This window comes from Allobosea sp. P4_H5 (assembly GCF_056400825.1).
This window is the reverse complement of sequence record NZ_JBFUKM010000013.1, coordinates 1-25,011: the sequence shown is the minus strand read 5'-3', so window position 1 is coordinate 25,011 and position 25,011 is coordinate 1. Positions and strand designations below refer to the sequence as shown.

The 25,011-nt window shown below is 65.7% G+C and carries 25 protein-coding genes and 1 pseudogene; 13 read left to right on the top strand and 13 right to left on the bottom strand.

The window, feature by feature from the left end:
- Positions 1-6 precede the first annotated feature (6 nt).
- From AC1DS0_RS24070 to AC1DS0_RS24060, 3 genes are all read right to left on the bottom strand, one after another.
- Positions 7-1,755 carry an ATP-dependent nuclease gene (locus AC1DS0_RS24070; protein ID WP_476816757.1) on the bottom strand — a complete coding sequence of 583 codons (1,749 nt, stop codon included), beginning with the start codon at positions 1,753-1,755 and terminating at the stop codon, positions 7-9.
- 872 nt (positions 1,756-2,627) lie between these two features.
- The gene (locus AC1DS0_RS24065; RefSeq protein ID WP_476816756.1) at positions 2,628-2,924 is read right to left on the bottom strand and encodes a hypothetical protein; all 297 of its coding nucleotides are present in this window, start codon (positions 2,922-2,924) and stop codon (positions 2,628-2,630) included.
- Positions 2,925-3,036: 112 nt separating this feature from the next.
- Entirely contained in the window at positions 3,037-3,423 is a 387-nt protein-coding gene (locus tag AC1DS0_RS24060) for a SpoIIAA family protein (RefSeq protein WP_476816755.1), read from the bottom strand.
- 121 nt (positions 3,424-3,544) lie between these two features.
- Here AC1DS0_RS24060 and AC1DS0_RS24055 point away from each other — a divergent pair, with 121 nt between their 5' ends.
- Positions 3,545-3,760: a hypothetical protein gene (locus AC1DS0_RS24055; protein WP_476816754.1), complete on the top strand. Its 216-nt coding sequence runs from the start codon at positions 3,545-3,547 to the stop codon at positions 3,758-3,760.
- Positions 3,761-3,763: 3 nt separating this feature from the next.
- On the opposite strand, the gene AC1DS0_RS24050 is transcribed toward AC1DS0_RS24055, so the two are convergent.
- Entirely contained in the window at positions 3,764-4,477 is a 714-nt protein-coding gene (locus AC1DS0_RS24050; RefSeq protein ID WP_476816753.1) for a hypothetical protein, read from the bottom strand.
- Positions 4,478-4,946: 469 nt separating this feature from the next.
- Here AC1DS0_RS24050 and AC1DS0_RS24045 point away from each other — a divergent pair, with 469 nt between their 5' ends.
- Genes AC1DS0_RS24045 through AC1DS0_RS24020 form a run of 6 tightly spaced genes read left to right on the top strand, consistent with a single transcriptional unit; the run spans position 4,947 to position 8,842 of the window.
- A complete protein-coding gene (locus AC1DS0_RS24045) occupies positions 4,947-5,186 on the top strand; it encodes a hypothetical protein (RefSeq protein WP_091835058.1) in 240 nt (79 codons plus the stop codon).
- 11 nt (positions 5,187-5,197) lie between these two features.
- Positions 5,198-5,392 carry a hypothetical protein gene (locus AC1DS0_RS24040; protein ID WP_476816752.1) on the top strand — a complete coding sequence of 65 codons (195 nt, stop codon included), beginning with the start codon at positions 5,198-5,200 and terminating at the stop codon, positions 5,390-5,392.
- 7 nt (positions 5,393-5,399) lie between these two features.
- Positions 5,400-6,509 (top strand): methionine ABC transporter ATP-binding protein, encoded by a 1,110-nt coding sequence (locus tag AC1DS0_RS24035; protein WP_476816751.1) that lies wholly within the window; start codon positions 5,400-5,402, stop codon positions 6,507-6,509.
- On the top strand, positions 6,499-7,164 hold the full coding sequence (locus AC1DS0_RS24030; protein WP_126114307.1) for a methionine ABC transporter permease: 666 nt from the start codon (positions 6,499-6,501) through the stop codon (positions 7,162-7,164). Before AC1DS0_RS24035 ends, AC1DS0_RS24030 begins: the two co-directional genes overlap by 11 nt.
- 38 nt (positions 7,165-7,202) lie before the next feature.
- Positions 7,203-8,003 (top strand): MetQ/NlpA family ABC transporter substrate-binding protein, encoded by an 801-nt coding sequence (locus AC1DS0_RS24025; RefSeq protein WP_476816750.1) that lies wholly within the window; start codon positions 7,203-7,205, stop codon positions 8,001-8,003.
- Between the two features lie 47 nt (positions 8,004-8,050).
- Positions 8,051-8,842 (top strand): MetQ/NlpA family ABC transporter substrate-binding protein, encoded by a 792-nt coding sequence (locus AC1DS0_RS24020; RefSeq protein ID WP_476816749.1) that lies wholly within the window; start codon positions 8,051-8,053, stop codon positions 8,840-8,842.
- Between the two features lie 325 nt (positions 8,843-9,167).
- Here AC1DS0_RS24020 and AC1DS0_RS24015 read toward each other — a convergent pair whose 3' ends face one another.
- The 9 genes from AC1DS0_RS24015 to AC1DS0_RS23975 form a co-directional block, all read right to left on the bottom strand.
- A complete protein-coding gene (locus AC1DS0_RS24015; RefSeq protein ID WP_476816899.1) occupies positions 9,168-9,872 on the bottom strand; it encodes an ABC transporter ATP-binding protein in 705 nt (234 codons plus the stop codon).
- Positions 9,869-10,630, bottom strand: coding sequence for an ABC transporter ATP-binding protein (locus AC1DS0_RS24010; protein WP_057189039.1), 762 nt, complete (start codon positions 10,628-10,630; stop codon positions 9,869-9,871). Before AC1DS0_RS24010 ends, AC1DS0_RS24015 begins: the two co-directional genes overlap by 4 nt.
- The gene (locus AC1DS0_RS24005) at positions 10,627-12,519 is read right to left on the bottom strand and encodes an ABC transporter permease (RefSeq protein ID WP_476816748.1); all 1,893 of its coding nucleotides are present in this window, start codon (positions 12,517-12,519) and stop codon (positions 10,627-10,629) included. Before AC1DS0_RS24005 ends, AC1DS0_RS24010 begins: the two co-directional genes overlap by 4 nt.
- A 106-nt stretch (positions 12,520-12,625) precedes the next feature.
- Positions 12,626-13,834, bottom strand: coding sequence for an ABC transporter substrate-binding protein (locus AC1DS0_RS24000; RefSeq protein WP_152016057.1), 1,209 nt, complete (start codon positions 13,832-13,834; stop codon positions 12,626-12,628).
- A gap of 239 nt (positions 13,835-14,073) precedes the next feature.
- Complete coding sequence (locus tag AC1DS0_RS23995) at positions 14,074-14,829, bottom strand: SDR family NAD(P)-dependent oxidoreductase (RefSeq protein ID WP_476816747.1); 756 nt, start codon at positions 14,827-14,829, stop codon at positions 14,074-14,076.
- Positions 14,802-15,842: a ketopantoate reductase family protein gene (locus tag AC1DS0_RS23990; protein WP_476816746.1), complete on the bottom strand. Its 1,041-nt coding sequence runs from the start codon at positions 15,840-15,842 to the stop codon at positions 14,802-14,804. Before AC1DS0_RS23990 ends, AC1DS0_RS23995 begins: the two co-directional genes overlap by 28 nt.
- On the bottom strand, positions 15,839-16,786 hold the full coding sequence (locus tag AC1DS0_RS23985) for an isoaspartyl peptidase/L-asparaginase family protein (protein ID WP_476816745.1): 948 nt from the start codon (positions 16,784-16,786) through the stop codon (positions 15,839-15,841). Before AC1DS0_RS23985 ends, AC1DS0_RS23990 begins: the two co-directional genes overlap by 4 nt.
- A gap of 55 nt (positions 16,787-16,841) precedes the next feature.
- A complete protein-coding gene (locus AC1DS0_RS23980) occupies positions 16,842-18,446 on the bottom strand; it encodes an ABC transporter substrate-binding protein (protein ID WP_476816744.1) in 1,605 nt (534 codons plus the stop codon).
- A complete protein-coding gene (locus tag AC1DS0_RS23975; RefSeq protein ID WP_159650236.1) occupies positions 18,443-18,994 on the bottom strand; it encodes a MarR family winged helix-turn-helix transcriptional regulator in 552 nt (183 codons plus the stop codon). The genes AC1DS0_RS23980 and AC1DS0_RS23975 overlap by 4 nt, the downstream gene beginning before the upstream one ends.
- A gap of 94 nt (positions 18,995-19,088) precedes the next feature.
- Between AC1DS0_RS23975 and AC1DS0_RS23970 the strand changes: the two genes are divergently transcribed.
- From AC1DS0_RS23970 to AC1DS0_RS23945, 6 genes and pseudogenes are all read left to right on the top strand, one after another.
- Positions 19,089-19,790 carry a creatininase family protein gene (locus AC1DS0_RS23970; protein ID WP_476816743.1) on the top strand — a complete coding sequence of 234 codons (702 nt, stop codon included), beginning with the start codon at positions 19,089-19,091 and terminating at the stop codon, positions 19,788-19,790.
- 97 nt (positions 19,791-19,887) lie between these two features.
- A complete protein-coding gene (locus AC1DS0_RS23965) occupies positions 19,888-20,862 on the top strand; it encodes an ABC transporter permease (protein ID WP_476816742.1) in 975 nt (324 codons plus the stop codon).
- The gene (locus AC1DS0_RS23960) at positions 20,859-21,737 is read left to right on the top strand and encodes an ABC transporter permease (protein ID WP_476816741.1); all 879 of its coding nucleotides are present in this window, start codon (positions 20,859-20,861) and stop codon (positions 21,735-21,737) included. Before AC1DS0_RS23965 ends, AC1DS0_RS23960 begins: the two co-directional genes overlap by 4 nt.
- Positions 21,738-21,918: 181 nt before the next feature.
- A complete protein-coding gene (locus AC1DS0_RS23955; protein WP_476816740.1) occupies positions 21,919-23,628 on the top strand; it encodes a dipeptide ABC transporter ATP-binding protein in 1,710 nt (569 codons plus the stop codon).
- A gap of 119 nt (positions 23,629-23,747) precedes the next feature.
- On the top strand, positions 23,748-24,641 hold the full coding sequence (locus AC1DS0_RS23950; RefSeq protein ID WP_476816739.1) for a polysaccharide deacetylase family protein: 894 nt from the start codon (positions 23,748-23,750) through the stop codon (positions 24,639-24,641).
- Between the two features lie 131 nt (positions 24,642-24,772).
- Positions 24,773-25,011, top strand: a pseudogene (locus tag AC1DS0_RS23945) (hypothetical protein); the annotation flags it as partial.

Genomic DNA, 25,011 nt, shown 5'->3' with positions numbered 1-25,011 from the left:
GGCCGGCTACATAGAAATTATATCATTTATGAGACCGGTTACGTCTTCCGCGACATCGACCGCTTCCATCGCTTTGGCGATCTGCAACGGCGTTACTCCAAATGTATTTCTTATGGAGCCCGCCCCTTTTTGAGTGAGCTCTTTGCCTCGTGCATCAATCATCGGCAAGACGACGTCGCGAGATTTAAAATCTGCCGGAATAACAAGGCCATTCTCGGCGAAAAAATTCTCCACATCGGCAACTGGGCGCCCTGACGCCTTGGCGATTGCTGGAGGCCACAGTAAGTAATTCTCTATATGCCTTCGTCTCCACACCCGCAGCGATAAATTTTCTTCCTTGTTATCGACGGACTTGTCTCTTAGTGATGCTTTGTCAACTTGATCCAAAGCAAGGTCGTCTCTGTCTCTCAAGCTTATTGCCTTCAAATCGGGAACCTCCGCTTTGAGTTGCAGATAAAGCTGCTTTCGTTCTGCGCTCCCGCCCGTCCAGGGCCATATAACCAAGTCTTTTGGCCATTCCCTTTTTAAGGAGTCGGAGAAGGCTTTCAATATTCGTGCATCACTATCATTTTCGACGATAATCATCTTTTTTGATCTTCGCAGAGGGTCGATCTTAGGCGCGTAATCGCTCCCAAGTCCGATAAAAAGACTTATCTTTTGATCGTCTTGCTTAAGGTACTTTGCTTTGCTGCCATGAAACGCGAGGATTTTGTCGCAATCTGCGCGGCGTAAAATTTCCGTGCTATGCGTAGCCATTAGTATTTGTCGACCCGATGACTCAACTATCTCTTCCAAAGCCTCAATCAGCTGTGATTGTAGAGACGGGTGCAAATGTGCATCTGGCTCGTCGAGTAGCAGTGTACGAACGCTCGGGCTGAGGGCTAGCGTGTACACGCTCAGCCATTGCAAGAACCCGCTTCCTTCCGCCATGAGGTCACGGGCCTGGAAATTCGGGTATCGTTTGAACTTTCCATCCCAATCGCCCTTAACGCACTTTACCCGAATGTAGCTATGATAGAGTTCATTAAATGGGTCTACGTCTAATTGTAGGTTGAATATACGACCCATCGTAAATTGAAGCACTTCCCATGGGTCTTCTTTTCTTAGTTTAGCTAGATCAGAGTTTTTTATCTTAGTTTTTCCTTCTTTCAGTTTAGCTCTTGCTTCTTGATTGATTTTGAACATGTCATGCAAGAGATTACGAATAATGCCTCCAGCAAGACCGCGTCCGACCATAGCCCGCCGCTCTGCGCCAGACATTTGATTTTCTCGGACCGAAATACCTGCAAATGGAGGCAGATAGGCAACCGAAGGCAGGATATCGTTATCACTGATGTTTGTATCTGCAGTTTTAATAAATAGACGATCGTTCGTTAGGGCCAGCGACAGCTTTAGTCGCTTTTCCGCTTTAAGGACATCGATCCATCTGCACTCAATAGCGAGAGAGTAACCGTCCTCTCCAGCGATCTGCGTTTTCAAATTTGTCCATAAATGCTTAAGGCTTGCTACGGCGATTGGAGAAAATTCGTCGTCAGATAGACCCAATCCTTGGCCCGAGTAGCCAGGTTGTAGGCTAGGTCTACCTTTTTCCATTTCGAGAACAAAGCGGCAATATTCCCAGACGGCTAGGGCATGAAGAAGTGTCGATTTCCCCGAGTTATTTCCTCCGGCTAAGAAAGGAATTCCATCAGGATGAAGATCTATTGTGGTGTTGTTGAATTTTTTGAATCGAGTTAAACGAACGGACGTGATCATAACATGCTCTCTCCCCAATTGAGAGCATAGCAACCCATCGCTCCAGTCGGTATTGGCCAATCCGTCGTGAGCGAGGGTGTCAACAAGTAATTGCTATGACACCCCCGAAATTTGTGTACGTCACGCGCAATCTTGAGCGTTTCCGCTTGATCCTCGCAATGAAGTAGAGCGCGGGGACCCCCTCTCCCATCCGGGAGAGGCGTTCTATCGAGGTTCCCCCGCCCCACGGGGATAGACCACAACCTTATCCCCGCCCTCCCGACCCCCCGTATAATCCCCCGCATCCCATCCCCGAGGGGCGGCCGACCGGAGGCATGTCGTTTGGCGGGGTGGGTGCGGCGCCTGCGGGTGGGTTTGCACCCCACTCCCGGGAGGCTTCGGGAACCGACCTGGGGACACTACGATCCCTGCGCGAGGAGCTCGCTAGACCGCGCTGGCTCACGCTGGCGCGAAAGAAGCGCGGCCCGGAGCTTTCAAATCGCCGCCTGGCGGAGCGCCACGGGGCGTGCGGATGGTGGCTCAATCCATCCGCGCCGCTTCCGTAGCTCACGGAAGCGGATCATCAAACCAGCGCCTCGCGGCGCTCCGCTGCCCCTCAGATACGACAACGCCCGCAGGATGAGCCTGCGGGCGGGGAAAAGCTTGGGCGGGGGAGGCGCGACGCGCACCCTTCTCCCCTCGGGGGAGAAGGTGGCCCGGCGTAGCCGGGTCGGATGAGGGAAGTGAGGCGCTATACTTGAAAGAGGCTCACCCGGTCGTCCCGCCCTCATCCCCTGCCGGACCTTCTCCCCCGAGGGGAGAAGGAGGCTGAAAAACTCCCGCGCCCTTCGCCCTGGGGGGACAGGGAGGCGAAGGGCGCGGGGCACGGCCGCCTAGAAGCGGTCGTAGCGGTCGTGATGGCGGCGGCCATGGGCCGGGGCCCAGGGCGGCGGGCCGCCGCGGTGGCGGCCGTAGCCATAGCCGCGGTCATAGCCGCGATGGTGGCGGCCATAGCGCTGCTGGCGCTCCATATTGCGCTGGATCTCCCACATCCGGTGCTCGCGGTTGTGGCGGACATAGGTCGCCTCGACCTTGTCGAGGCCGGCCGCGCCGCTGAAGGTTTCGCTGGCGGCGGCCGGGGTCACGGCAGCGCCGAGTGCTATCGCCGCGGCGATGAGAAGGTGTCGCATGGGGCATCTCCTTTGGTTGCCGCGATAAAAGCGGGTCTGTCCAGAACTCCGCCTGAACGGAATAGTTCGCTGGCGTTCATCTTCGTTGTGCTCCCGCAGCGCCCCGGGGACGTCAGGCGTTCGGCCCGCCCTCGATCTCGCTCGCCCAGGCCAAAGCCGCGTTGAAGGCATCCGGCTTGAAGCTCCTGACCTCGACGAAGGGCACGAGCGGCCCGGCGATGGCGACCAGCATCTCGATCCAGCCCTTGTCGGTGACGACAGCCTCGCGCGGGAAGCGATGCCATTGCAGGATCTTGCCGAAGCCGTAGCGGGCATCCTTCAGGCCGGCGCGGAACGTCATGTCCTCGAAACCGGTGAGATCGGCGAGAATGCCGAGCTTCTCGTGGCGTTCGAGCTTGCTCTCGATCTCGGCGATCAGCCTGTCGAAATCGGGCTCGTCGAGCGTGCCGGTGATGCGGAAGGCCGCGACATGGTCGGCGGCGGGCAGGATGTCGAGCATGGACGCCTCCTGGGCTGCATCAGGGACAACGCAGGGCTGCCGGCGAAGTTCGCAGGCGAACCATCGCCGGGCCGAGGCGTTGGCTAAGCGAGGGGGCTCAACGCACGCAAAGGAGACGATGATGGCCAATGCAGGCGGCAAGCTCGGTCCGAGCATCAAGGGCAAGGGCGATGGCACCGGCGCGACGAGCACGCGGCCGGTCTCGCTTCAGGACCACAAGGTGCTCTCCAATCGCGACAAGACGCAGCTCAACCGCGGCCGCGGCCTCGACGGCAAATGGATCGAGAACGAGCAGGTCTACGAGACGCAAGGAAACCAGCGCTCGCAGGGCGAGTGAGCCTTATTTCAACGCGATGATCAGCATCAGGAAGACGAGGATGATCAGGACCTGCTTCAGGCTCCAGTTGATCCGCCGGAGCTGTTCGGCGACCGGGTCCTCCGGCGGCTCGGCTTCCTGATCCGGCTGCCCGGCCGGAAGGAGGGCCGGGTCGGCCGCTTCCGCAGGCTGCCAGCTGATGCTCTGCACCCGGCCATGCGCCTGCGCCGGCCGGCTATCGGTCTCCGGTGCGAAATGGAAGACCGGCGGCTCCTCGTCGCCGGCGCCCTCGTGCAGCCAGAGATTGGTCGTCGCGGTCAAGGAGAGGCTGCCGGCGCGACCCTCGGCGAGATCTTTCCGCAGCCCTGCGAACAAGGGCTGCGGCAGGAAGAGCTCGGCGGCGAGCCGGGCGTCGAGATCGCCCTGTGCCCCCGCGGGAAAGCTCAGCCGCAGCAATGGCGCGCTGTCGCCGGGGAAGGAGCGGATCGTCAGCGACAGCTCCTGCGCCGGTCCCGCCTGGTCGATCCGGGCGAGCGTCGCGCCATCGGGCCGGGCATGGCCTTCGATCCGGGCGGCGTCGTGCAGCACGCCATCGCGCCACTCATGCCCGGAGATCGCGACGAGCCCGTTCGCCGTGAAGGCGAGCGGCCTGGCTACGTCCTGCACGAAGGCACCGGCCACGCCCGGCAGCGTCATCCGCCCGTCCACGATGCTGGCGCTGTCCGTCCTGTCGTTCATCGCATCCCCGCCGTGAGTCGGTGCGGACGATAGCAGGTCGGCCTCGCGAAGCCAGAATGGCATGTTGTTCTACGACGAGGGAGGAATGGGCTGCACCGGAAAAGAAAATTTCCTTCTCCGCCCGTTCGGCGAAAGGCTCTTCCTGATCGGAGCGTACCTTTAAAAGAACGTTTGGATTGACATGCAGAACGAGATTGCCTAGATTGCGGACGTCGTCGGGTCACCGATGGCCGCGGAGATTTGAGCGAGCAGCTTGCGCCGCGTCACCAAACGCTAAAGCGCCACGACGTGGTCGTGGGCTCCCCAGCTTGAGGAGATGAACATGACCGGCTCCGTTCTTCGCCCTGTCGAACCGATCGTCCGTTCGATGATGTGTTGTTGTCGTCGCTGATCCAGCGCTGACGCCGTTCCGCGGCATCACCTCCGACATCACCGCCATACAGGGCGCCGCAACGCGGCGAAGATCACCATGTCGTTCCAGTCCCAGGTCATTCCCAGCCCGCCGGCCCGCCAAGCCTATGTCATCGAGATCGGCGAAACCCAGGCGGGCCTCGTCGCCCGCGGCGCCGATGAGCGCTTCTTCACCTTCATCTCCGCCTCGGCCGCCTTCGACCGGCTCGAAGGCCAGCGTTTCGCCACGCCGGTCGCGGCCGAACTGGCAGCGCGCCAGCTCGTCCGTTCGCGCCCCGGCCTGCGCCTGGCGGCCTGAGGAGCACGTCGGTGACGCTGTTCGAGACACTGCGCGCGGCGATCACCGCCTGGTTCGAGCGGGCCGTGCCCGCCGAACCGAGCGAGCCGCGCTGGCTGGAGCGCTCCCTCGCCGAGCTCGGCGCCGAGGAGCGCCGCCGCTCGATCCGCGAGGTCACGCTCGAGCAATTGGGCATTGCGCACTGGTCGTGCCACACGCATTTCTGAGGACATGATGAACGCCCCCGTGAAGCCCGGCGCCTTTCGCGTCGAGGACATCCTTCCAGTGCCGTCCGCCGATGCGATCATTCGCTTCGAGGGAGTCGGCAAGACCTTCGCTGGCCGTGACAGCCAGGAGCCGGTGACGGCGCTCGCCGGCATCGATCTCGTCGTGCCGCGCGGCAGCATCGTCGGCGTGATCGGCCGCTCCGGCGCCGGCAAGTCGACGCTGATCCGCCTCGTCAACGGGCTGGAGCGCGCCACCTCCGGCCGCATCCTGATCGAGGGCGAGGACGTCACCAACCTGACCGAGGCCGGCTGGCGCGAGCGTCGGCGCGCCACTGGCATGATCTTCCAGCATTTCAACCTGCTGTCGTCGCGCACGGTGTTCGACAATGTCGCGCTGCCGCTGGAGATCGCCGGCGTGCCCAGGGCGAAGATCGAGGCGCAGGTCTCTCGCCTGCTCGCTTTGGTCGGGCTCGCCGACAAGCGCGAGCGCTACCCGGCCGAGCTCTCCGGCGGCCAGAAGCAGCGCGTCGGCATCGCCCGGGCGCTGGCGACCGAGCCGAAGGTATTGCTCTGCGACGAGGCGACCTCGGCGCTCGACCCCGAGACGACCCGCGCGATCCTCGCGCTGCTGAAGCAGGTCAACCGCGAGCTCGGCATCACCATCCTGCTGATCACCCACGAGATTCCGGTGATCAAGGAAATCTGCGACCGCGTCGCGGTGATCGAGGGCGGCCACATCGTCGAGGAGGGCGAGACCTTCGAGGTGATGACCCGGCCGCGCCATCCGACCACGGCGAGCTTCGTCGAGGCGGTGACCGGCGTCGAGGTTCCCGAATACCTGGCCGGCCGCATCCATAAACAGGCGCTCGCCGGCGACAGCGCCGTACTGCGCATCGCCTTCACCGGCGAGAATGCGACGACGCCGGTGATCAGCCGCCTCAGCGCCGTGATCGGCGTCGACGTCAACATCCTCGCCGGCCGCATCGATGCGATCGGCGACAAGCCCTTCGGCAGCCTGCTGGTCTCGGTGCCGGCGAGCGAACCCGAGCTTGCCGCCGTCTTCGGCGCGCTGAAATCCCTCGATCTCAAGGCGGAGCTGGTCGGCCATGTCTCCTGAACTCATCCGTCTGATCATCGAGGCGACCGGCGACACGCTATTGATGGTCGCGATCGCCGCCGGCCTCGGCACGGCGCTCGGCCTGCCGCTCGGTGTCTTCCTCGCCACCAGCAAGAAGGGCGAGCTCTTCGCGGCGCCTGCGGTCAATGCGGTGCTCGGTGCGCTGGTCAATGCGACGCGTTCGACGCCCTTTATCATCCTGGTCGTCGCAATCATTCCCTTCACCCGGCTGATCGCTGGTACCTCGATCGGCACCTTCGCCGCGACCGTGCCGCTGACCGTGGCGGCGACGCCGTTCATCGCGCGCCTGATCGAAGGCGCGATCCGCGAGGTCGACCAGGGCCTGGTCGAGGCGGCCCGTTCGATGGGTGCGACCCCGCTGCAGATCGTCCGCAAGGTGCTGGTGCCCGAGGCGCTGCCGGCGATCGTGCTCGGCCTGACGCTCGCTCTCGTCAGCCTGCTCGGCTTCTCGGCCATGGTCGGTGCGGTCGGCGGCGGGGGCTTGGGCGATCTCGGCATCCGCTATGGCTATCAGCGCTTCATGCCGGATGTGATGGCGATCGTCGTCGCCGTACTGATCGTTCTCGTCCAGACCGTGCAGAGCGTCGGCGACCGACTGTCGCGCCGCCTCAACAAGCGCCTGCGCCACGCCTGAGCGACTGCCTACTCACTACTGATTGCTGGAAACAGAAGATGCCTGATCTCCTCTCCCGCCGTAGCCTGCTCGCTGCGGCCGCCGCCCTCTCCTTGTCCGCTAGCGGCGCTTTCGCCCAGCAGAACCAGGTGATCCGCATCGGTGTCACGCCGGGCCCGCATGCCGAGATCGTCGAGCAGATCAAGCCGGTGCTCGCCAAGAAGGGCTACGATCTCAAGATCTTCGAGTTCTCGGACTTCGTCATCCCGAACCAGGCGCTCGACACCGGCGACCTCGAGGCCAATGCCTTCCAGCACCAGCCCTATCTCGACAATCAGGTGAAGGATCGCGGCTTCAAGATCGTCAGCGCTGCGACGACCGTGAACTTCCCGATGGGCATCTACTCCCAGAAGTACAAGAGCTGGGCCGAAGTGCCGGAGGGCGCGACCGTCGCCATCCAGAACGACCCGACCAATGGCGGCCGCGCGCTCCTGCTGCTGCAGGACAAGGGCGTGATCAAGCTGAAGCCGGGCACCGGCTTCAAGCCGACCGTCCTCGACATCACCGAGAACCCGAAAAAGCTCAAGGTCATCGAGATCGAGGCGGGGCAGACCGTCCGCTCGCTCGCCGATGTCGCGGCGGCCGCGATCAACACCAGCTATGCCGTTGACGCCAAGATCGACCCAAACTCGGCGATCCTGCGCGAGGAGCCGAAGGGTCCCTATACCAACCTGATCGCAGTGCGCAGCGCCGACAAGGACAAGCCTTTCGTCCAGGCGCTGGTCGAGAGCTATCGTTCTCCCGAAATCAAGACGTTCGTCGCCGAGCGCTTCAAGGGCTCGATCCTTCCGAGCTGGTGAAACCCAAAGCCTTCCTCCCAATCCCTCTTCGTAACGGAGCTCCTCCCATGACCACCCGCAGGATCATCCTCGCGACCGCGCTCGCCGCCGTCGCCTTCACCGCCCCGGCACTCGCCCAGCAGAACCAGGTCGTCCGCATCGGCGCCTCGCCCGGCCCGCATGCCGAGATCCTCGAGAAGGTGAAGCCGATCGCCGCCAAGAACGGCCTCGACCTCAAGATCATCGAGTTCTCCGACTATGTCGTGCCGAACCAGGCGCTGGCCGCCGGCGAGCTCGAGGCGAACTCGTTCCAGAACCAGCCCTATCTCGACAACCAGGTGAAGGATCGCGGCTTCAAGCTGGTCAGCGTCGGCCTGACCGTGAACTTCCCGCTCGGCATCTACTCGTCGAAGTACAAGAGCTGGACCGAGGTGCCGGACGGCGCCACCGTCGCGATCCAGAACGACCCGACCAATGGCGGCCGCTCGCTGCTGCTGCTGCAGGACAAGGGCGCGATCAAGCTGAAGGACGGCGTCGGCTTCAAGCCGACCGTCGCCGACATCGTCAGCAACCCGAAGAAGCTGAAGATCATCGAGATCGAGGCCGCCCAGACGCCGCGCTCGCTGGCCGACGTCGCCGCCGCTGCGATCAACACCAACTACGCCGTCGACGCCAAGATCGAGCCGACCTCGGCGATCCTGCGCGAGGACCCGAAGGGCCCCTATGTCAACCTGATCGCCGTGCGCGAGGCCGACAAGGACAAGCCCTGGGTCAAGGCGCTGCTCGCCTCCTATCACACCCCCGAGATCAAGGCCTTCGTTGCCGAGCGCTTCAAGGGCTCGGTCCTCGCCGGCTGGTAAAGACTCCTCCCCCTGGCCGTGGTCACGGCCGGGCACCTGCCCCGGAAGCGCGAGCTTCCGGGGTTTTTTGTTTGGGCGCCACTTGTCGTCTTTTCGGGGCTTCGCGAAGCGAAGAGCCCGGAATCCATGAACACCGCACTACCGTCATGGTCGGGCTCGTCCCGACCATCCACGTCTTTGCATTGCTGATGAAACGCGGTGTTCAAGACGTGGATGCTCGCCACAAGGGCGAGCATGACGATCTGGAACGACGTCGTGATCATGGGTTCCGGGCTCGCTGCTGCGCAGCGCCCCGGAATGACGGCGCGGTTCCGCAAACGATCGCTCACACCGACAGATACTGCGCCCGCACCGCCTCATCCGCCTTGAGCTCGTCCATCGTGCCGGTGAAGTGGATCAAGCCCTTCTCGATGATGGTGGCGCGGTCGGCGACCGAGCCGGCGAAGTGCAGGTTCTGCTCCGAGATCAGCACCGAGAGCCCTTCGCCCTTCAGCGCCAGGATGGTCTTGGCCATCTCCTCGACGATCACCGGCGCGAGGCCTTCGGAGGGCTCGTCGAGCAGGACGAGCTTGGGATTGCCCATCAGCGTGCGGGCGATCGTCAGCATCTGTTGCTCGCCGCCCGACATCGCTCCGCCGGGCCGGTCGCGCATGCGCCCGAGATTGGGGAAGAGCTGGAACAACCGCTCCGGCGTCCAGTGCGGCGCGCCCTCGCGCTTCGGCCGCTGCGCGACGGAAAGGTTCTCCATCACGCTGAGTTCGGAGAAGACGCGGCGCTCCTCCGGCACATAGCCGATGCCGAGGCGGGCGATCTCGAACGGCTCGCGCCCGACGATGGTGTGCCCCTCGAAGGTGACGCGGCCGGCCTGCGGCGGCACCAGCCCCATCACCGCCTTCATCGTCGTCGACTTGCCGGCGCCGTTGCGGCCCATCAGCGCCAGCACCTCGCCGCGCCCCATCGAGAAGCCGACGCCGTGCAGGATATGGGCGCGGCCATAATAGGCGTTGAGGCCTTCGATCTCGAGCATCAGTGCCCTCCCGAGGTCGCGCCGGAGCCGAGATAGACCGCGCGCACGGCCGGATCGTTGCGGACCTCCTCGGCCCGGCCCTTGGCGATCAGCTTGCCGCGGTCGAGCACCAGGATCGCGTCGGAATGGGCGAAGACCACGTCCATATCGTGCTCGGTGAACAGCACGGCGATGCCGCGCTCCCGGGCGATCTCGGCGGTCAGCGCCATGAGCGCGATGCGCTCGCGCGGTGCCATGCCGGCGGTCGGCTCGTCCATCAGCAGAAGCTTCGGCTTGTTGGCGATCGCGACCGCGAGCTCGACCCGCTTCAGATCACCATAGGCGAGGACGCCGCAGGCACGCTCGGCCTGGTCGAGCATGCCGACTTGGCTAAGCAGCGCGTCGGCCTCGGCGACATGGCGGTCCTTGGCCCGGCCGAACAGGGTCCAGGTCTCGCCGGCATGCGAGATCAGCGCCATCTGCACGTTCTCGCGTACGCTCATCGAGGCGAAGGTCGCGGTGATCTGGAAGGTGCGGCCGACGCCGAGGCGCCAGACCTCGCGGGGCTTCAGGCCGGTGATCGTCCGGCCGTCGAAGATCACCTCGCCGCGGTCGGACGGGAGCTGGCCGTTCAGCATGTTGAAGCAGGTCGTCTTGCCGGCGCCGTTCGGGCCGATCAGCGCCAAGAGCTTGCCGGCCTCAACCGAGAAGCTGACATCGTCGACGGCGCGCACGCCGCCGAAGGATTTCCCGAGATTGCGGACTTCGAGGACCGGGGTCATCGCGCGGGCTCCGGCGTGGCGGCGACTGGAGCGGCGGGTTCAGCTTCGCGGCGTCGCTCGGCGAAGGCGAGCGCCGTGCCGACGAGGCCGCGCGGGAACAGGATGACGAGCAGCACGATCGAGGCGCCCAGGACGAAACGCCAGTACATCGTAGCCTTCATCAGCTGCTCCTGCAGGCCCATATAGGCGAAGGCGCCGACGATCGGGCCCGACACGGTCTGGACGCCGCCGAGCAGCACCATCAGCAGCCCGTCGACCGAGCGCGGGATCGCCATATAGGTCGGGAAGACCGAGCCCTTGAAGAAGGCGAAAAGGGCGCCGGCGATGCCGGCGGCGAAGGCGGCGATGATGAAGGCGATCCACTGGATGCGCATCACCGGCAGGCCGATCGCCTCGGCCCGGAGCGGGCTGTCGCGCCCGGCCCGCAAGGCATAGCCGAAGGGCGCAAAGACGATGACGCGAAGGCAGAGGATCGCGGCGACGCAGATCGCCAGTGCGAGATAGTAATAGACCAGCTTCGAGCTCGCCCAGGCCGCCGGCCAGACGCCCAGAATGCCGTTGTCGCCGCCGGTGACGTCGACCCATTGGAAGGCGGTCGCCCAGGCGATCTGGGCGAAGGCCAGCGTCAGCATGGCCAAGTAGACGCCGGAGAGCCGCACGCAGAACCAGCCGAAGACGAAGCCGGCGATGCCGGCGAGGAAGGGCGCGAAGGCGAGCGCCGGCAGCATCGGCATGCCCAGCCACTTCACCGCCAGCGCCGCGCCATAGGCGCCGAGGCCGAAATAGGCGGCGTGGCCGAAGGACGCCATGCCGCCCGGCCCCATCATGAAGTGCAGCGATGCCGCGAAGAGCGCGAAGATCGAGAGCTCGGTCAGCGTCAGCAGCCAGTGGTCGGCAACGATGAAGGGCGCGAGCAGCAGCACGGCGAGCGCGGCGAGGCCGATCAGCTTGACGTTATGGCTGGCGGGCAGCAGCAGCGGCTCGACCGGGCCATGGGCATGGGCGCTGCCGACCGGGCGCTTGCCCATCAGCCCATAGGGCTTGATCACCAGCACGACGGCCATCACCAGGAAAACCAGAACCAGCGTGATCTTCGGGAAGACCAGGATGCCGAAGGCGTGGATGATGCCGATCAGCACCGCCGCGAGATAGGCGCCGGTGACGCTGCCGAGCCCGCCGACGACCACGACGACGAAGGCCTCCGAGATCATGGAGAGGTCCATGTGCAGGTTCACCGCCTCGCGCGGGAGCTGCAGCGCCCCGCCGAGAGCTGCAAGGCCGGCGCCGAAGGCGAAGACGGAGGTGAAGAGCAGGCGCTGGTTGACGCCGAGCGCGCCGACCATCTCGCGATCCTGCGTCGCGGCGCGCACCAAAGTGCCCCAGCGCGTCTTCTGGAACAGGAACCAGAGCAGGCCGAGCATGATCGGCCCGACCACGATCAGGAAGAGCTCGTAGCTCGGGAAGCGGCTGCCCATCAGCACGACGAAGCTCTTGAAGCCCGGCGCGCGCGGGCCGAGCTTGTCCTCCGGTCCCCAGATGCCGAGCGCAATGTCCTGCACCATCAGCACGAGGCCGAAGGTCGCGAGCAGCTGGAACAGCTCCGGCGCCTGGTAGATCCGGCGCAGGATGATGATCTCGACGATGGCGCCGAGCGCCGCGACGATCAGCGCCGCGAGCAGCACCCCGCCCCAGAAGCCGAGCGCATCGGCCGGGCCGAAGCGGGACACCAGCGTGAAGGCGAGATAGGCGCCGAGCATGTAGAAGGAGCCGTGCGCGAAATTCACGATCCGCGTCACGCCGAAGATGATCGACAGCCCGCAGGCGACGAGGAAGAGCGACGAGGCCGAGGCCAGGCCGTTGAGCGTCTGCGCGAAGATCAGATCGATCATGCGAGGTCCCGTCGAAACAACCGAAAAAAGGGCGCAATCCTCCCGCGGCCGCAGCGGGGCGCTGCGGCCGGGTATCCTAGTCTAGATCAGGTCGAACTCCGGCGCTTCAGCCCGCCGGGCGGAGCGTCTTCACCTCTGCATCCGAAGGCAGGTATTTGGCGCCGTCGGCGTAGCGCCAGTCGACCATCACGCCCTTGCCGTCCTTGACCGCGGTCTTGCCGACATAGGCGCCGAGCGTCGACTGATGGTCGGAGGCGCGGAACTCCACCGGGCCGAAGGCCGAGGTGAACTTCAACCCCTTCATGGCGTCGATGAGCTTCTCGTTGTCGGTCGTGCCGGCCTTGGCGATGCCGGCAGCGATGGCGTTCATGGTGTCGAAGCCGACGACCGAGCCGAGGCGCGGATAGTCGTTGTACTTCGCCTTGTAGGCGTCGCGGAACTTGACGTGATCTGGCGTCTGGATGTCGGCATGCGGATAGCCGGTGACGATCCAGCCGACCGGCGTCTCGGCACCGAGCGGGTCGAGATATTCAGGCTCGCCGGTCAGCATCGAGACGACCGTGCGGCCTTCGAACAGCCCGCGGGTATTGCCCTGGCGCACGAAGTTCGAGAGGTCGGCGGCGAAGGTGACGTTGAAGATCGCGTCGGGCTTGGCCGCCTCGAGCGCCTGCACGGTCGCGCCGGCGTCGATGCGCCCGAGCGCCGGGAACTGCTCGGCGACGAACTCGACGTCCGGCTTGGCCTTCTTCAGCAGCTCCTTGAACCACTTCACCGCCGACTGGCCGTATTCGTAGTTCGGCGCAACGAGCGCCCACTTCTTGGCCGGGAGCTTGGCCGCTTCCTCGACCAGCATCGCCGCCTGCATGTAGGTCGAGGGCCGCAGGCGGAAGGTGTAGCGGTTGCCCTTGGCCCAGACGATCGCGTCCGAGAGCGGCTCGGAGGCGACATAGAGCCGCTTGTTCTGCAGGGCGTAGTCGGCGATGGCGAGGCCGACATTGGAGAGGAAGCCGCCCGAAAGCAGGTCGACCTTCTCGGCGTTGATCAGTTCGCCGGCGAGCCGCACCGAATCCTCGGGCTTGCCGGCATCGTCGCGGAACAGGGTCTCGACCTTGCGGCCGAGCACGCCGCCGGCGGCGTTGACCTGCTCCAGCGCCAGCTCCCAGCCCTGGCGATAGGGCTTCAGGAAGGCCGGCTGAGAGGTGTAGCTGTTGATCTCGCCGATCTTGATCGGCGCGCCTTGGGCGCGCAGCAGAGACGGCGTGGCCAGCGCGACGGCGCCGAGCGCAGCTCCGCTGACGAATTGGCGACGGTCCATTCGATGGCTCTCCCGTTGATCGCACGTCTTACGCATCCACAGCCCCTCGCTGCGCGATTTCCTACCCTAGGCCAGTGCAGCGCACTGCAACAAGCCAAGGTGGAAATTCGTTTGTATGCGTATGAAATCTCGACTGCGTTTCGCAGTTTGTCAATCGTCGAAAAACAGGCGGGGCTGCCGCCGGCTTGAGCAGTTCGCGGTCTGGTGATGCCGATGGGCGTCGCGAGCGTCTGGTCCTCTCAGGACCGGCCGCCATCGACCGAGAGGATCTGGCCGGTTACCCAGCCTGCCTGCTCGGAGAGGAAGAACAGGCTGGCATGGGCGATGTCCTCGGCTGTGCCGAGCTTGCGGGTATGGATGCCCTCGATCAGCCGCTTCTGGCCGTCCGTGCCGTAGGACTCCCATTGCCGCTCGGTCGCCGGGTTGGAGCGGACGAAGCCGGGCGCGACCGAGTTCACGGTGATGCCATCAGGGCCGAATTCCCAGGCGAGCTGCTTGGTCAGCCCGACCAAAGCGTGCTTGGCGCTGGCATAGGCCTGGATGCCGGTCAGGCTCGGCCGCAGGCCGGCGCCGGAGGAAATGTTGACGATGCGGCCATATCCCGCCTGCTTCATCGCCGGCGCCGCCGCCTGCGACAGGAAGAAGGCGGCATCGACATTGGCGGCGAAGACGGCGCGCCAGTCGCTCTCGGATATCTCCTCGATCGGCCGGCCGACCTGGCCGCGCACGCCGCCGGCGGCGTTGACCAGCAGGTCGAGTCGGCCCTCGCTCGCAAGGAGCTTGCCGACCAGCTCCTTCGTGGTCTCCGGGCTGCCGAGATCGGCGACATGGGCGCTCGCGCCGAGTGCGTCCGCGCTGGCGGTGACGCCCTCCGCATCGAGATCGGCGAGATGGACCTTCGCGCCGGCCTCGGCCAGCGCGGCGGCGATGGCGCGGCCGATGCCCTGGGCGGCGCCGGTAACGAGGGCTACGCGGTTGTCGAAGCGGATCTGCATTGCTCGATCAGGACCTTCAGCGTGTCCAGGGACATCGGGCGGTGGCCGCCCTCGATGTCCTGAATCAGGGATACCAACAGTTCCAGGGCCGGCGTGGCGACGCCGACCTCGTGGCCGAGCCGTGAGATGATGCCGATCTGCGCCTGGCCTTCGGTCTTGCGCTTGCGCACGGCAAGATCGCGCCAGATGCCGGAATGGGTCTTGGCCGTCTTCGAGGTGTAGTCGGCGAGCCAGGCAATCGTCTCGACCTGCGGACCTTCCGGCGCGCCCGGCGCGAACACGGCAGGGTCGAATTCGCCGAAGCCGAGCGAGGTGACGCCGCGTGCCGCCGCGACCGCGCCGACCTCGCGCCCGAGCGCCAGCCAGACCGGCAGCCGCTGCGGATCGGCGAAATTCGCCGACATCGAGTCGTTGGTGAGGGCGGTGCCGAACAGCATCGCGCCATAGGCGAGCTTGCCCCAGAGGTAGCCGTAGATGTTGTCGGTCAGAATCGCGTCCGGCTCGAAAATTGCGAGCAGCCGGTGCATCTCGCGCACGCGGTCGGTCATCGCCCCGTCAAGCTCGCCGACGACCACGGCGCCGCGATTGCCGTAGAGGATCTCGCCCGGCCCATGCCAGTCGGCGCCGAAATTGACGAAGCAGCCCATCGTCCGCTGCTCGCCGACCGCCTTGGCGATGGTGATCTCGTTGAGCCCGTTCTGGGCCGAGAGCACGAAGCCATCGGCGGCGAGATGCGGCTTCAGGGCGGCAAGCGCAGCTTCGGTGGCGCCAGCCTTCACCGCCAGCACGATGCGCGAATAGGTACCGGTCAATTCCTGCGGCGTTACCGCCGGGACCACCTGCCGGAATTCTTCGACCGGCCCGGTGATCGCCAGCCCCGTCGTCCGGCAGGCCTCGACATGTTCCGCGACGATGTCGACCAGCAGCACAGGAACCCCGGCCCTTGCCCAATAAGCGCCGAGCACGCCGCCGATCGCGCCGGCGCCCCAGATCAGGATGGGTTCGGTCGTCATGCCTGCCCCATCACCTCGACATCGGCATGGGTTGCGACATGGACGAGCCCGTCCGGCGTCACCCAGCCCCGATACATGCCCTCGGAATTATAGGGCGCGACGATCGCGCCATCGGCGCCGACGGCGACGAGCCCGGCTCCGATCTTGTGCGCGGTGAGCTCGGCGATGGCGCGGTCGGCCGCCTCCTTCAGCGAGAGGCCGGCATAGCCGACCAGCGACGCGATCTCGTGGCCGATGCAGTAGCGGATGAAGAACTCGCCCTTGCCCGTACCCGAGACCGCGCAGCGCCCGTCGCGGGCATAGGTGCCGGCGCCGATGATCGGGGAATCGCCGACGCGGCCCGGAGGCTTGTTGGTGTAGCCGCCGGTCGAGGTCGCGGCGGCGAGATGGCCGTTGGCGTCGAGCGCGACCGCGCCGACCGTGCCGTGCTTCTCGGCCTCGCTCGCTTCGCCGGCGGTGCCGACAAGCTCGCGGATCTTCATCGAGGCGAGGTTCTTGCGCCGCCGCTCCGTCGAGAAATACTCGTTCTCGACGATGTCGAGACCCTCGGTCTGGGCGAAGGCATCGCCGGCCGGGCCGGTCAGCAGGAGCGGATCGCCGCGATGCATCAGCGCCTTGGCGGCGCTGACCGGGTTGCGGATACGCTTGACCGCGCAGAGCGCGCCGGCCGCCAGGGTCGAGCCGTCCATGATCGAGGCGTCGAGCTCATGCTCGCCATCGGCATTGAAGGCGGCGCCATGGCCGGCGTTGAAATGGACGGAATCCTCCATCACCAGCACGGCGGCCTCGACGGCATCGACAGCGCTGCCGCCATTGGCGAGGACGGCCCAGCCGGCACGCAGCGATTTGGCAAGATGGGCCTTGGCCTCGGCCCATTCGGCGTCGGTCATCTCGGCCTTGGGCAAGGTGCCGCAGCCGCCATGGATGGCGAGGGCGATGGTCATGCTGAAATCCTCAGGTGCAATCCCTTCTCCCCTCGGGGGAGAAGGAAGAACAGCCTCACTTCGCCGGCTTGATGTCCATCGCGAGGGTGTCCTCGTCGACGCGCGGGCGGATCGTCACCTTGGCTTTCTGCATCGCCCAGGCCGAGCCGACGGCGAGGATCGGCAGGCGCGGCCGGTCCTTGGCGACGATGGCATTGGCCTGCGAGAGCAGGTCGTTGCGCTTGGCCTCGTTCATCTCGACCGCGGCATCCTCTATCAGCTTGTCGAGCTCGGCGTTCTTGTAGGCGAGCACGTTGAAGGCGCCGAGCTTCTTGGCCGGGTCGTTCGAGTGCACGACAGAGGAGAGCGTGTAATTCGCCTCGCCCGTCAGCGTGCCCCAGCCCGACATCGACATCGAGAACTCGCCGCGCAGGCGCGCCGGGAAGAAGACGGCGCCGGGCTGGGCGTTCGCGTTCACCTCGATGCCGATCCGCGCCAGCATCTGCGCGATCGAGGTGCCGACCTGGCGATCGCCCGGCAGACGGTCATTGGTGAAGGAGAACGAGACCTTGAAGCCGCCCGGATAGCCGGCTTCCTCCATCAGCTTCTTCGCCTTGGCGAGATCCGGCTTCAGCGGCGGCAGGCTCTTGTTGTAGCCGGCGATATCGGGGGTCACCAGCTGATTGACCGGGGCGCCCAGGCCCTCCATCGCGATCTCGGCCAGCGCCGGCCGGTCGATGGCAAGGTCGATCGCCTCGCGCACCTTGGCGTCCTGCAGCGGGTTCTTCGGCAGGGCCGAGCCGTCCTTGGCGCTGACCTGCGGGGACTTGTCCCGCATGTCGAGCTCCATGTTGAAGACATAGACCGTGTCGATCGTGGCGACCGTGAGCTTGGCGTCGCGCTTCAGCGTCGGCACGTCGGAGGCCGGAGCGCGCACGATGATGTCGACCTGGCCGGCCTTGAGCTGGGCGACGCGGGCGGCGTCGTTCGGTAATTCCTTGCGCAGCACGCGCTGCCACGGCTCCTTCTCGCCCCAATAGCCGTCGAAGCGCTCGAGCACGAGCTGGTCCTTCGGGGTCCACGACACGAACTTGTAGGGGCCAGTGCCGATCGCCGCCTTGCCGGTGTTGAAGGCGTCGTTGGCATTGTCCTTGGTCAGCCCGGCCGCAGCCTTGTGCGAGACGATGAACAGGCGGATGAAATCGTTCGGCAGGTTCGGCGCGGGCCCGTCGGTGACGATGTGGACGGTGAGCGGATCGACGATCTTCACCTCCTTGACGCGCCGGACATAGATCGTCGTCGGGTTCGGGCCGGCAACGACCGGGATGCGCTCGATCGAGAACTTGACGTCCTCGGCGGTGAAGTCGGAGCCGTCATGGAACTTGACGCCGGGGCGCAACTTGAACTCCCAGACGGCGGGCTCGATCGCCTTCCAGCTCAAGGCGAGGCGCGGCTCGATCTGGAGCTTGTCGCCCGACCAGGTCAGGGTGTCGAAGACATGCTTCAGCGCTTCGGCATGGGTGCCGGTCGCGGTGAAATGCGGGTCGATCGATTCAGGTCCGGCCCGCACGCCGATCGTCAGCGTCTGCGCCATCGCGGCGCCGGACAGCGGCAACCCGATCAGGGCGGCGAGGGCGGCGGTCCGCCAGCGCGGGGACCAGTGCGGCAAAGGCTTGGTCATGTTGAGGTCCCTTCGGGTTCGAGATCGGCAGGCCACGCCGGGGAGGCGATCACCATCTTGTCCATCAATTCGCAGAGCTGCTTCTGCTCGGCTTCGGTCAGCACCGCGAGCATCGCAGTCTGCTGTCCCACCATCATCGGCATGGTCTCGTCGAAGATGGCGCGCCCGGCTGGCGTCAGCGCCAGCACATAGCTGCGCAGATCGGCCGGATCGGTCTCGCGCTTGAGCAGGCGCCGCTGCAGCAGCTTCTGGATCGCGCGCGAGAGCGTGTTCTTCGGCAGGCCGGCGGAGGCGACGATGTTCTTGGCCGCGACGCCGCCCTTGAGTCCGACGGCGTAAAGCGCGACGAATTCCGGCCGCACCAGGCCGTAGCGTGTCTCGATCCAGCGATAGACCGGGTCGTTGAAGCGGAAGGCGATGAAATTGAGCCTGAACGACAGCCAGCAGGGATTGTCCCAGAGCTTGGTGACGGTCAGCGGGTCGAGCGCGCGCAGCGCCGCCTCGCGGTCGCGGTCGAGCTTGGACAAGGAAGTCGGGGCGCGTGCCATCGCGGACATCCAATTTAGTTCCATATGGAACTTGACGGTCCCGTATACCGCTGTCAAGGATGACGCGGTTTCGCCGAAACGCAAGGATCAGGCCGTGCTCGTCGCCCGGATGAACTGGATGCAGATCGAGGAACAGGCGAAGCGCGACGATCGCTGCGTGCTGCCGCTCGGCTGCGTCGAACAACACGCCTATTTGAGCCTTGCCACTGACGCGATCCTGTCGGAGCGTGTCGCCGCCGAGGCGGCAGAGCCGCTCGGCATCCCGGTCTTCCCGGTGCAGGCCTATGGCATGACGCCGGGTTTCGCCGCCTATCCGGGCACGATCTCGCTGCGGATGACCACTTATGTTGCGCTGCTCGAAGACCTGCTCGAAGGCGTCTACCGTTCCGGCTTCCGCCGCATCGTGCTGGTCAACGGCCATGGCGGCAATGCGCCGGTGATGACGGCGGTGACCGAGTGGATGGGCAAGCGGCCCGACGCCAGCGTCAAGATGCACAATTGGTGGGCGGGTTCCCGCTTCCAGGAGGCAGTCAAGGCAGTCGACCCGGCCGCCTCGCATGCCTCGTGGATGGAGAACTTCCCCTGGACCCGCCTCGAAGGCGTGAGCTTGCCCGATGGGGTGAAACCGCCTTTCGATGCCGCGCTCTACCAGGCCGCCAGTCCGCAGCGGAAGCGCGAGATCCTCGGCGACGGCAATTTCCATGGCCGCTACCAGCGGCCGGACGAGGAAATGCTGGCACTCTGGGCCGTCGGCGTCGAGGAAACGCGCGCGGTGATGGTCGAGAGCTGGCCGTGATGACCTATATCGCCGCTGTCTCGATCCAGGAGAGCGGCAACGAATCCCCTCTCCTTGGCATGGAGGTTGCGAAGCAGCGGCGACGAATGTCCATCCGATGCTGACCCACGTCATCGAGCGCGTCCTGCAGGCGCTGGCCGTCATGCTGGTCATGTCGGTGCTGGTCTTCGTTGGCGTCTACGCCATCGGCAACCCGATCGATGTTCTGATCGGCCCCGATGTCAGCCAGGACATCCGGCTCGAGACGATCGCCCGCTACGGGCTGGATAAGCCGCTCTGGGAACAGTATCTCACCTTTCTCGACCGTGTCCTGCACGGCGATTTCGGCCGCTCCTTCGTCTTCGGCATGCCGGTGCTCCAGCTCATCCTGTCGCGCCTGCCGGCGACGCTGGAGCTGACCCTCGCGGCCGTCCTGGGGGCGGCGCTGATCGGCATTCCCGCCGGCATCTATGCCGGCTACCGGCCGGATAGCCCGCTCTCCAAGCTGATCATGGCGCTGTCGATCCTCGGCTTCTCGGTGCCGACTTTCTGGATCGGCCTCGTCCTGATCATGGCCTTCGCGGTCGAGCTGCAATGGCTGCCAGCCGGCGGGCGCGGCGAGACCGCCGCGCTCTTCGGGGTCGAATGGAGCTTCCTGACCCTCAACGGACTCTCGCACCTCCTGCTGCCGGCGCTGAACCTCGCCTTCTTCAAGCTCGCGCTGATGACGCGGCTGGCGCGGGCCGGCACGCGCGAAGTCATGCTGACCGACACCGTGAAATTCGCCCGCGCCGCCGGCATCTCGGAGGGCGTCATCCTGCGCCGGCATGTCCTGCGCCTGATCTCGATTCCGCTCGTCACCGTCTTCGGGCTGGAATTTGCCTCGACGCTCGCCTTCGCGGTGGTGACCGAGACGATCTTCTCCTGGCCCGGCATCGGCAAGCTGATCATCGACTCCATCCAGTCGCTCGATAGGCCAGTGATGGTCGCCTATCTGATGCTGGTCGCGTTCGCCTTCATCATGATCAACTTCCTGGTCGACATGACCTATTTCGCGCTCGATCCGCGCTTGCGGAAGGGCCGGACGGGATGAAGACCGAAACGCCCATCGCCCGCTTCTGGAGCGAGTTCAGGGAGAGCCGCATCGCGGTCGCGGCGCTCGTCGTCGTCGTCCTGATGATCGGCGTCGCCCTGCTCGCCCCACTGATCGCGCCGCAGAACCCTTACGACCTCGCCAATCTCGTCCTCTCCGATGCGCGCCGGCCCCCCGGCTATGTCGGCTCCAGCGGCTATACCCATTGGCTCGGCACCGACGCGCAGGGGCGCGACCTGCTCTCGGCCATCCTCTATGGCCTGCGCATCTCCCTGCAGATGGGGCTGGTCGCCGGGACCTTCGCCTTCGCCATCGGCGTCACGCTCGGCATCGCCGCCGCCTATCTCGGCGGACGGCGCGAGGCCTTCATCATGCGCGTGATCGACCTGCAGCTGGCCTTCCCGGCGATCCTGCTGGCGCTGGTGATTTCGGCACTGCTCGGCCAGGGCAAGGCGCAGCTCATCGCCGCGCTGGTCGCCGCGCAATACGCCTATTTCGCCCGCACTGCCCATGGCGCCGCCTCGGCCGAGCGCGGCAAGGACTATGTCGAGGCGGCGCTGTCGACGCCGCTGCCGGCCCGGCAGGTGATCTGGCGGCACATCCTGCCGAACTGCCTGCCGCCTTTGATCGTGGTCGCGACTGTGCAGGTCGCCAACGCCATCGCGCTGGAGGCGACGCTCTCCTTCCTCGGCGTCGGCCTGCCGGTGACCGAGCCTTCGCTGGGCTCGCTGATCGCCAACGGCTTCCAGTACATGCTGTCGGGCCGCTACTGGATCTCGATCTATCCCGGCCTTGCCCTGATCCTGCTGATCGTGGCGATCAACCTGGTCGGCGACCAGATCCGCGACCAGGTCAATCCGAGGCTGAAGCGATGAGGGCAGTCTCGTCAGGACTGGCCGCCGCCCTGCCCCCTCTCCCCCTGCGGGAGAGGGTTGGGGTGAGGGGTCGCGCGACGCGGATCGGTTGCTGTTTTGAAGGGGCATGGGCGTTCAAGGTCGCGCGACCCCTCATCCGCCTGCCGGCACCTTCTCCCGCAGGGGGAGAAGGGAGCACGCCATGACCGACGCCCCGCTCCTCGAGGTCGCCGACCTCACCACGCAGTTCTTCGCCCGCGCCAGTGTGGTCAAGGCGGTTGACGGCGTCTCCTTCTCGCTGCGGCGCGGCGAGGTGATGGGGCTCGTCGGCGAATCCGGGTCGGGCAAGAGCGTCACCGGCTTCTCGATCATCGGCCTGATCGACCCGCCCGGTCGTGTCGCCGGCGGTTCGGTGAAGCTCGATGGCCGCGAACTGGTCGGCCTTCCGCCGGATGAGTTGCGCAAGCTGCGCGGGCGCATCGTCTCGATGGTCTTCCAGGACCCGCTGATGACGCTGAACCCGGTCCTGACCATCGGCGAACAGATCCGGCTGGCGCTGGAGGCGCATGAGAAGGTCTCCGCCGCCGAGGCCCGCCGGCGCGCCATCGCCGGCCTCGCGCAGGTCCGCATCCCGCGCCCCGAAGCGACCGTCGACTTCTATCCGCACCAGCTCTCCGGCGGCATGCGCCAGCGCGTTGCCATCGCGATCGCGCTGCTCCACCGGCCGAAGCTGATCATCTGCGACGAGCCGACGACGGCGCTCGACGTCTCCATCCAGGCCGAGATCCTGGCCGAGATGAAGGAGCTCGTCGCCGAGCTCGGCACGGCGCTGATCTGGATCAGCCATGATCTTGCCACCGTCGCTTCGATCGCCCAGCACGTCGCGGTGATGCGGCTCGGCAAGATCGTCGAGGCTGGCCCGACGCTGGATGTGCTGACGCGCCCGCAGCACGCCTATACCCGTGCCCTCCTCGACTCGCTGCCTTCGCGCGCCAGGCCAGGCGAACTGCTGCTGCGTGGCGGTGGCGTCCCTGATGCCGCCCCGCCTGCCCGCAAGCTGGCGGCGGCCGCTGCCGCGCCGGTACCCGGCGCGCCCTATTTTGTCGCCGATCGGGTCAGCAAGTGCTTCGAGTCGCGGCCCGGCGCCCTGCGTGGCCTCGGCCAGAAGCTCGGCCTGCTGCAGCCGCCTCCCACCGTGATGGCGGTCGACGAGGTCAGCTTGACCGTGCCGCGTGGCGAAGCGCTCGGGCTGGTCGGCGAATCCGGCTCGGGCAAGTCGACGCTCGGGCGCATGGCGGCGGGCATTTATGCGCCGTCCTCGGGCACCGTTCGCCTCGAGGGCCGGCCGGTGATGAGCGAGGGGGCCGAGCCGAAGAAGCTCACCACTCGGATCCAGACGATCTTCCAGGACCCGTTCGCCTCGCTTAATCCCCGCATGCGCATCGGCCAGGGCATCGCCGAGGGGCCGCTCGCCCATGGGCTGGTCGGCAAGGCCGACAGTGCAACCTATGTCCGCGACTGGCTGGCCGCGGTCGGGCTCGATCCGGCCTTCGCCGACCGCTACCCGCACCAGTTCTCCGGTGGCCAGCGCCAGCGCGTCGCGATCGCCCGCGCGCTCGCCATGCAGCCCGATCTCGTCGTCTGCGACGAGCCGGTCGCCTCGCTCGACGTCTCGATCCAGGCGCAGATCATCAATCTGCTGATGCGCCTGCGGGCCGAGCTCGGCCTGACCCTGATCTTCATCTCGCACGACCTCTCGGTGGTCCGGCATCTCTGCGACCGGGTCGCGGTGATGTATCGCGGCCGCATCGTCGAGGAGGGGCCGGCAGGCGAGGTCTACGACAACCCGCAGCACGACTACACTAGGCGGCTGCTCGCGGCCGTACCGGTGCTGCCCGAAGCGGCAGCGTGAGCATAGATCATCGCGCGTCCGAACGGACGCGATCACGATGATCTATCACATTGTTATCGCATCGGATTATTCCGAAAAGTGGATTCCACGTTTCGGTCCGATGCTAGAGGAGGAACGCCATGACCGAACTGAAGCCCTGGCAATGGCCGGAGGAGATTTGGCGCGGCAAGGTCGAGCAGGTGAGAGCCGGCCGCAATCTCAAGCCGAAGAGCTGGCCGGGCGGGGCGCGTTGCGCCGTGGCGCTCTCCTTCGACGTCGATCACGAGACCAACGAACTGCGCGATGGCGGCAAATCGGTCGGCCGGCTCTCGTGGGGCCAATACGGCAATCGCGCCGGCATGCCGCGCATCCTCTCCATGCTGGCGCGCGAGGAGATCAAGGCGAGCTTCTTCGTGCCGGCGGTGACGGCGCTGCTCTATCCCGACGAACAGCGCCGCGTCATCGCGGAAGGCCACGAGATCGGCCTCCATGGCTGGATCCACGAGGTCAACACCGCTGTGCCGCCCGAGGCGGAGCGCGAGCTGCACCTGCGCTCTGCCGATACGCTGGAGAAGATCACCGGCGTCCGGCCGGTCGGCATGCGCACGCCGTCCTGGGATTTTTCCGAGGTGACGCTCGCCATCGAGCGCGAGCTCGGCTTGATCTATGATTCATCGCTCTTCGCTGATGACGACCCCTATGAGCTCATCGAGAAGGGCGAGCCGACCGGCATGGTCGAGCTCCCGGTCGAGTGGATTCGCGACGACGCGGTCTATTTCAACATGAACCGCTTCCAGGCGCTGCGGCCCTACACCTCGCCCGAAGTGGTGTTCGACATCTTCAAGCGCGAATTCGACGGCGCCTATGCCGAAGGCGGGCTCTTCCTTCTGACCATGCATCCGCACATCATCACCTACCGTTCGCGCTTCTGGCTCCTCGAGGAGCTGGTGCGCCACGCCAAGGCCAAGGGCGATGTCTGGTTCGCGACGCATGCCGAGATCGCGGCCTATGTGAAGGCGCAGGCTGGGCTCTGATATCAGCGCGATTTTCGGGCGGTTGCCGCAGGGTCAGCGGGAACCGTGCCCGATTTCGGCCGTTTTCGGTTCATTCGGAATTCAGGGCGCGGGGGCGTTCATCTCCGGAAGAACAACTGGAAACGGATGTCATGATGCGTACGAAAAACCTGCTCCTGATCGGCACTCTCATCCCCGCCATCGTGTTGTCGCAGGGCAGTTTCGCCGCTCCATCGCTCCAGCTTGCGCAGGCGCAGTCCGGCGATGACGACCGGCCGGACCAGCGCCGCCAGCGGCCCGGCGGGCAGGAGCGCCCAGCACCGGGTGGCCAGGAACGTCCCGGCGCCCGCCCTGCACCGGGCCAGCCCCCGGCTCCGGGCCAGCCTCCCGC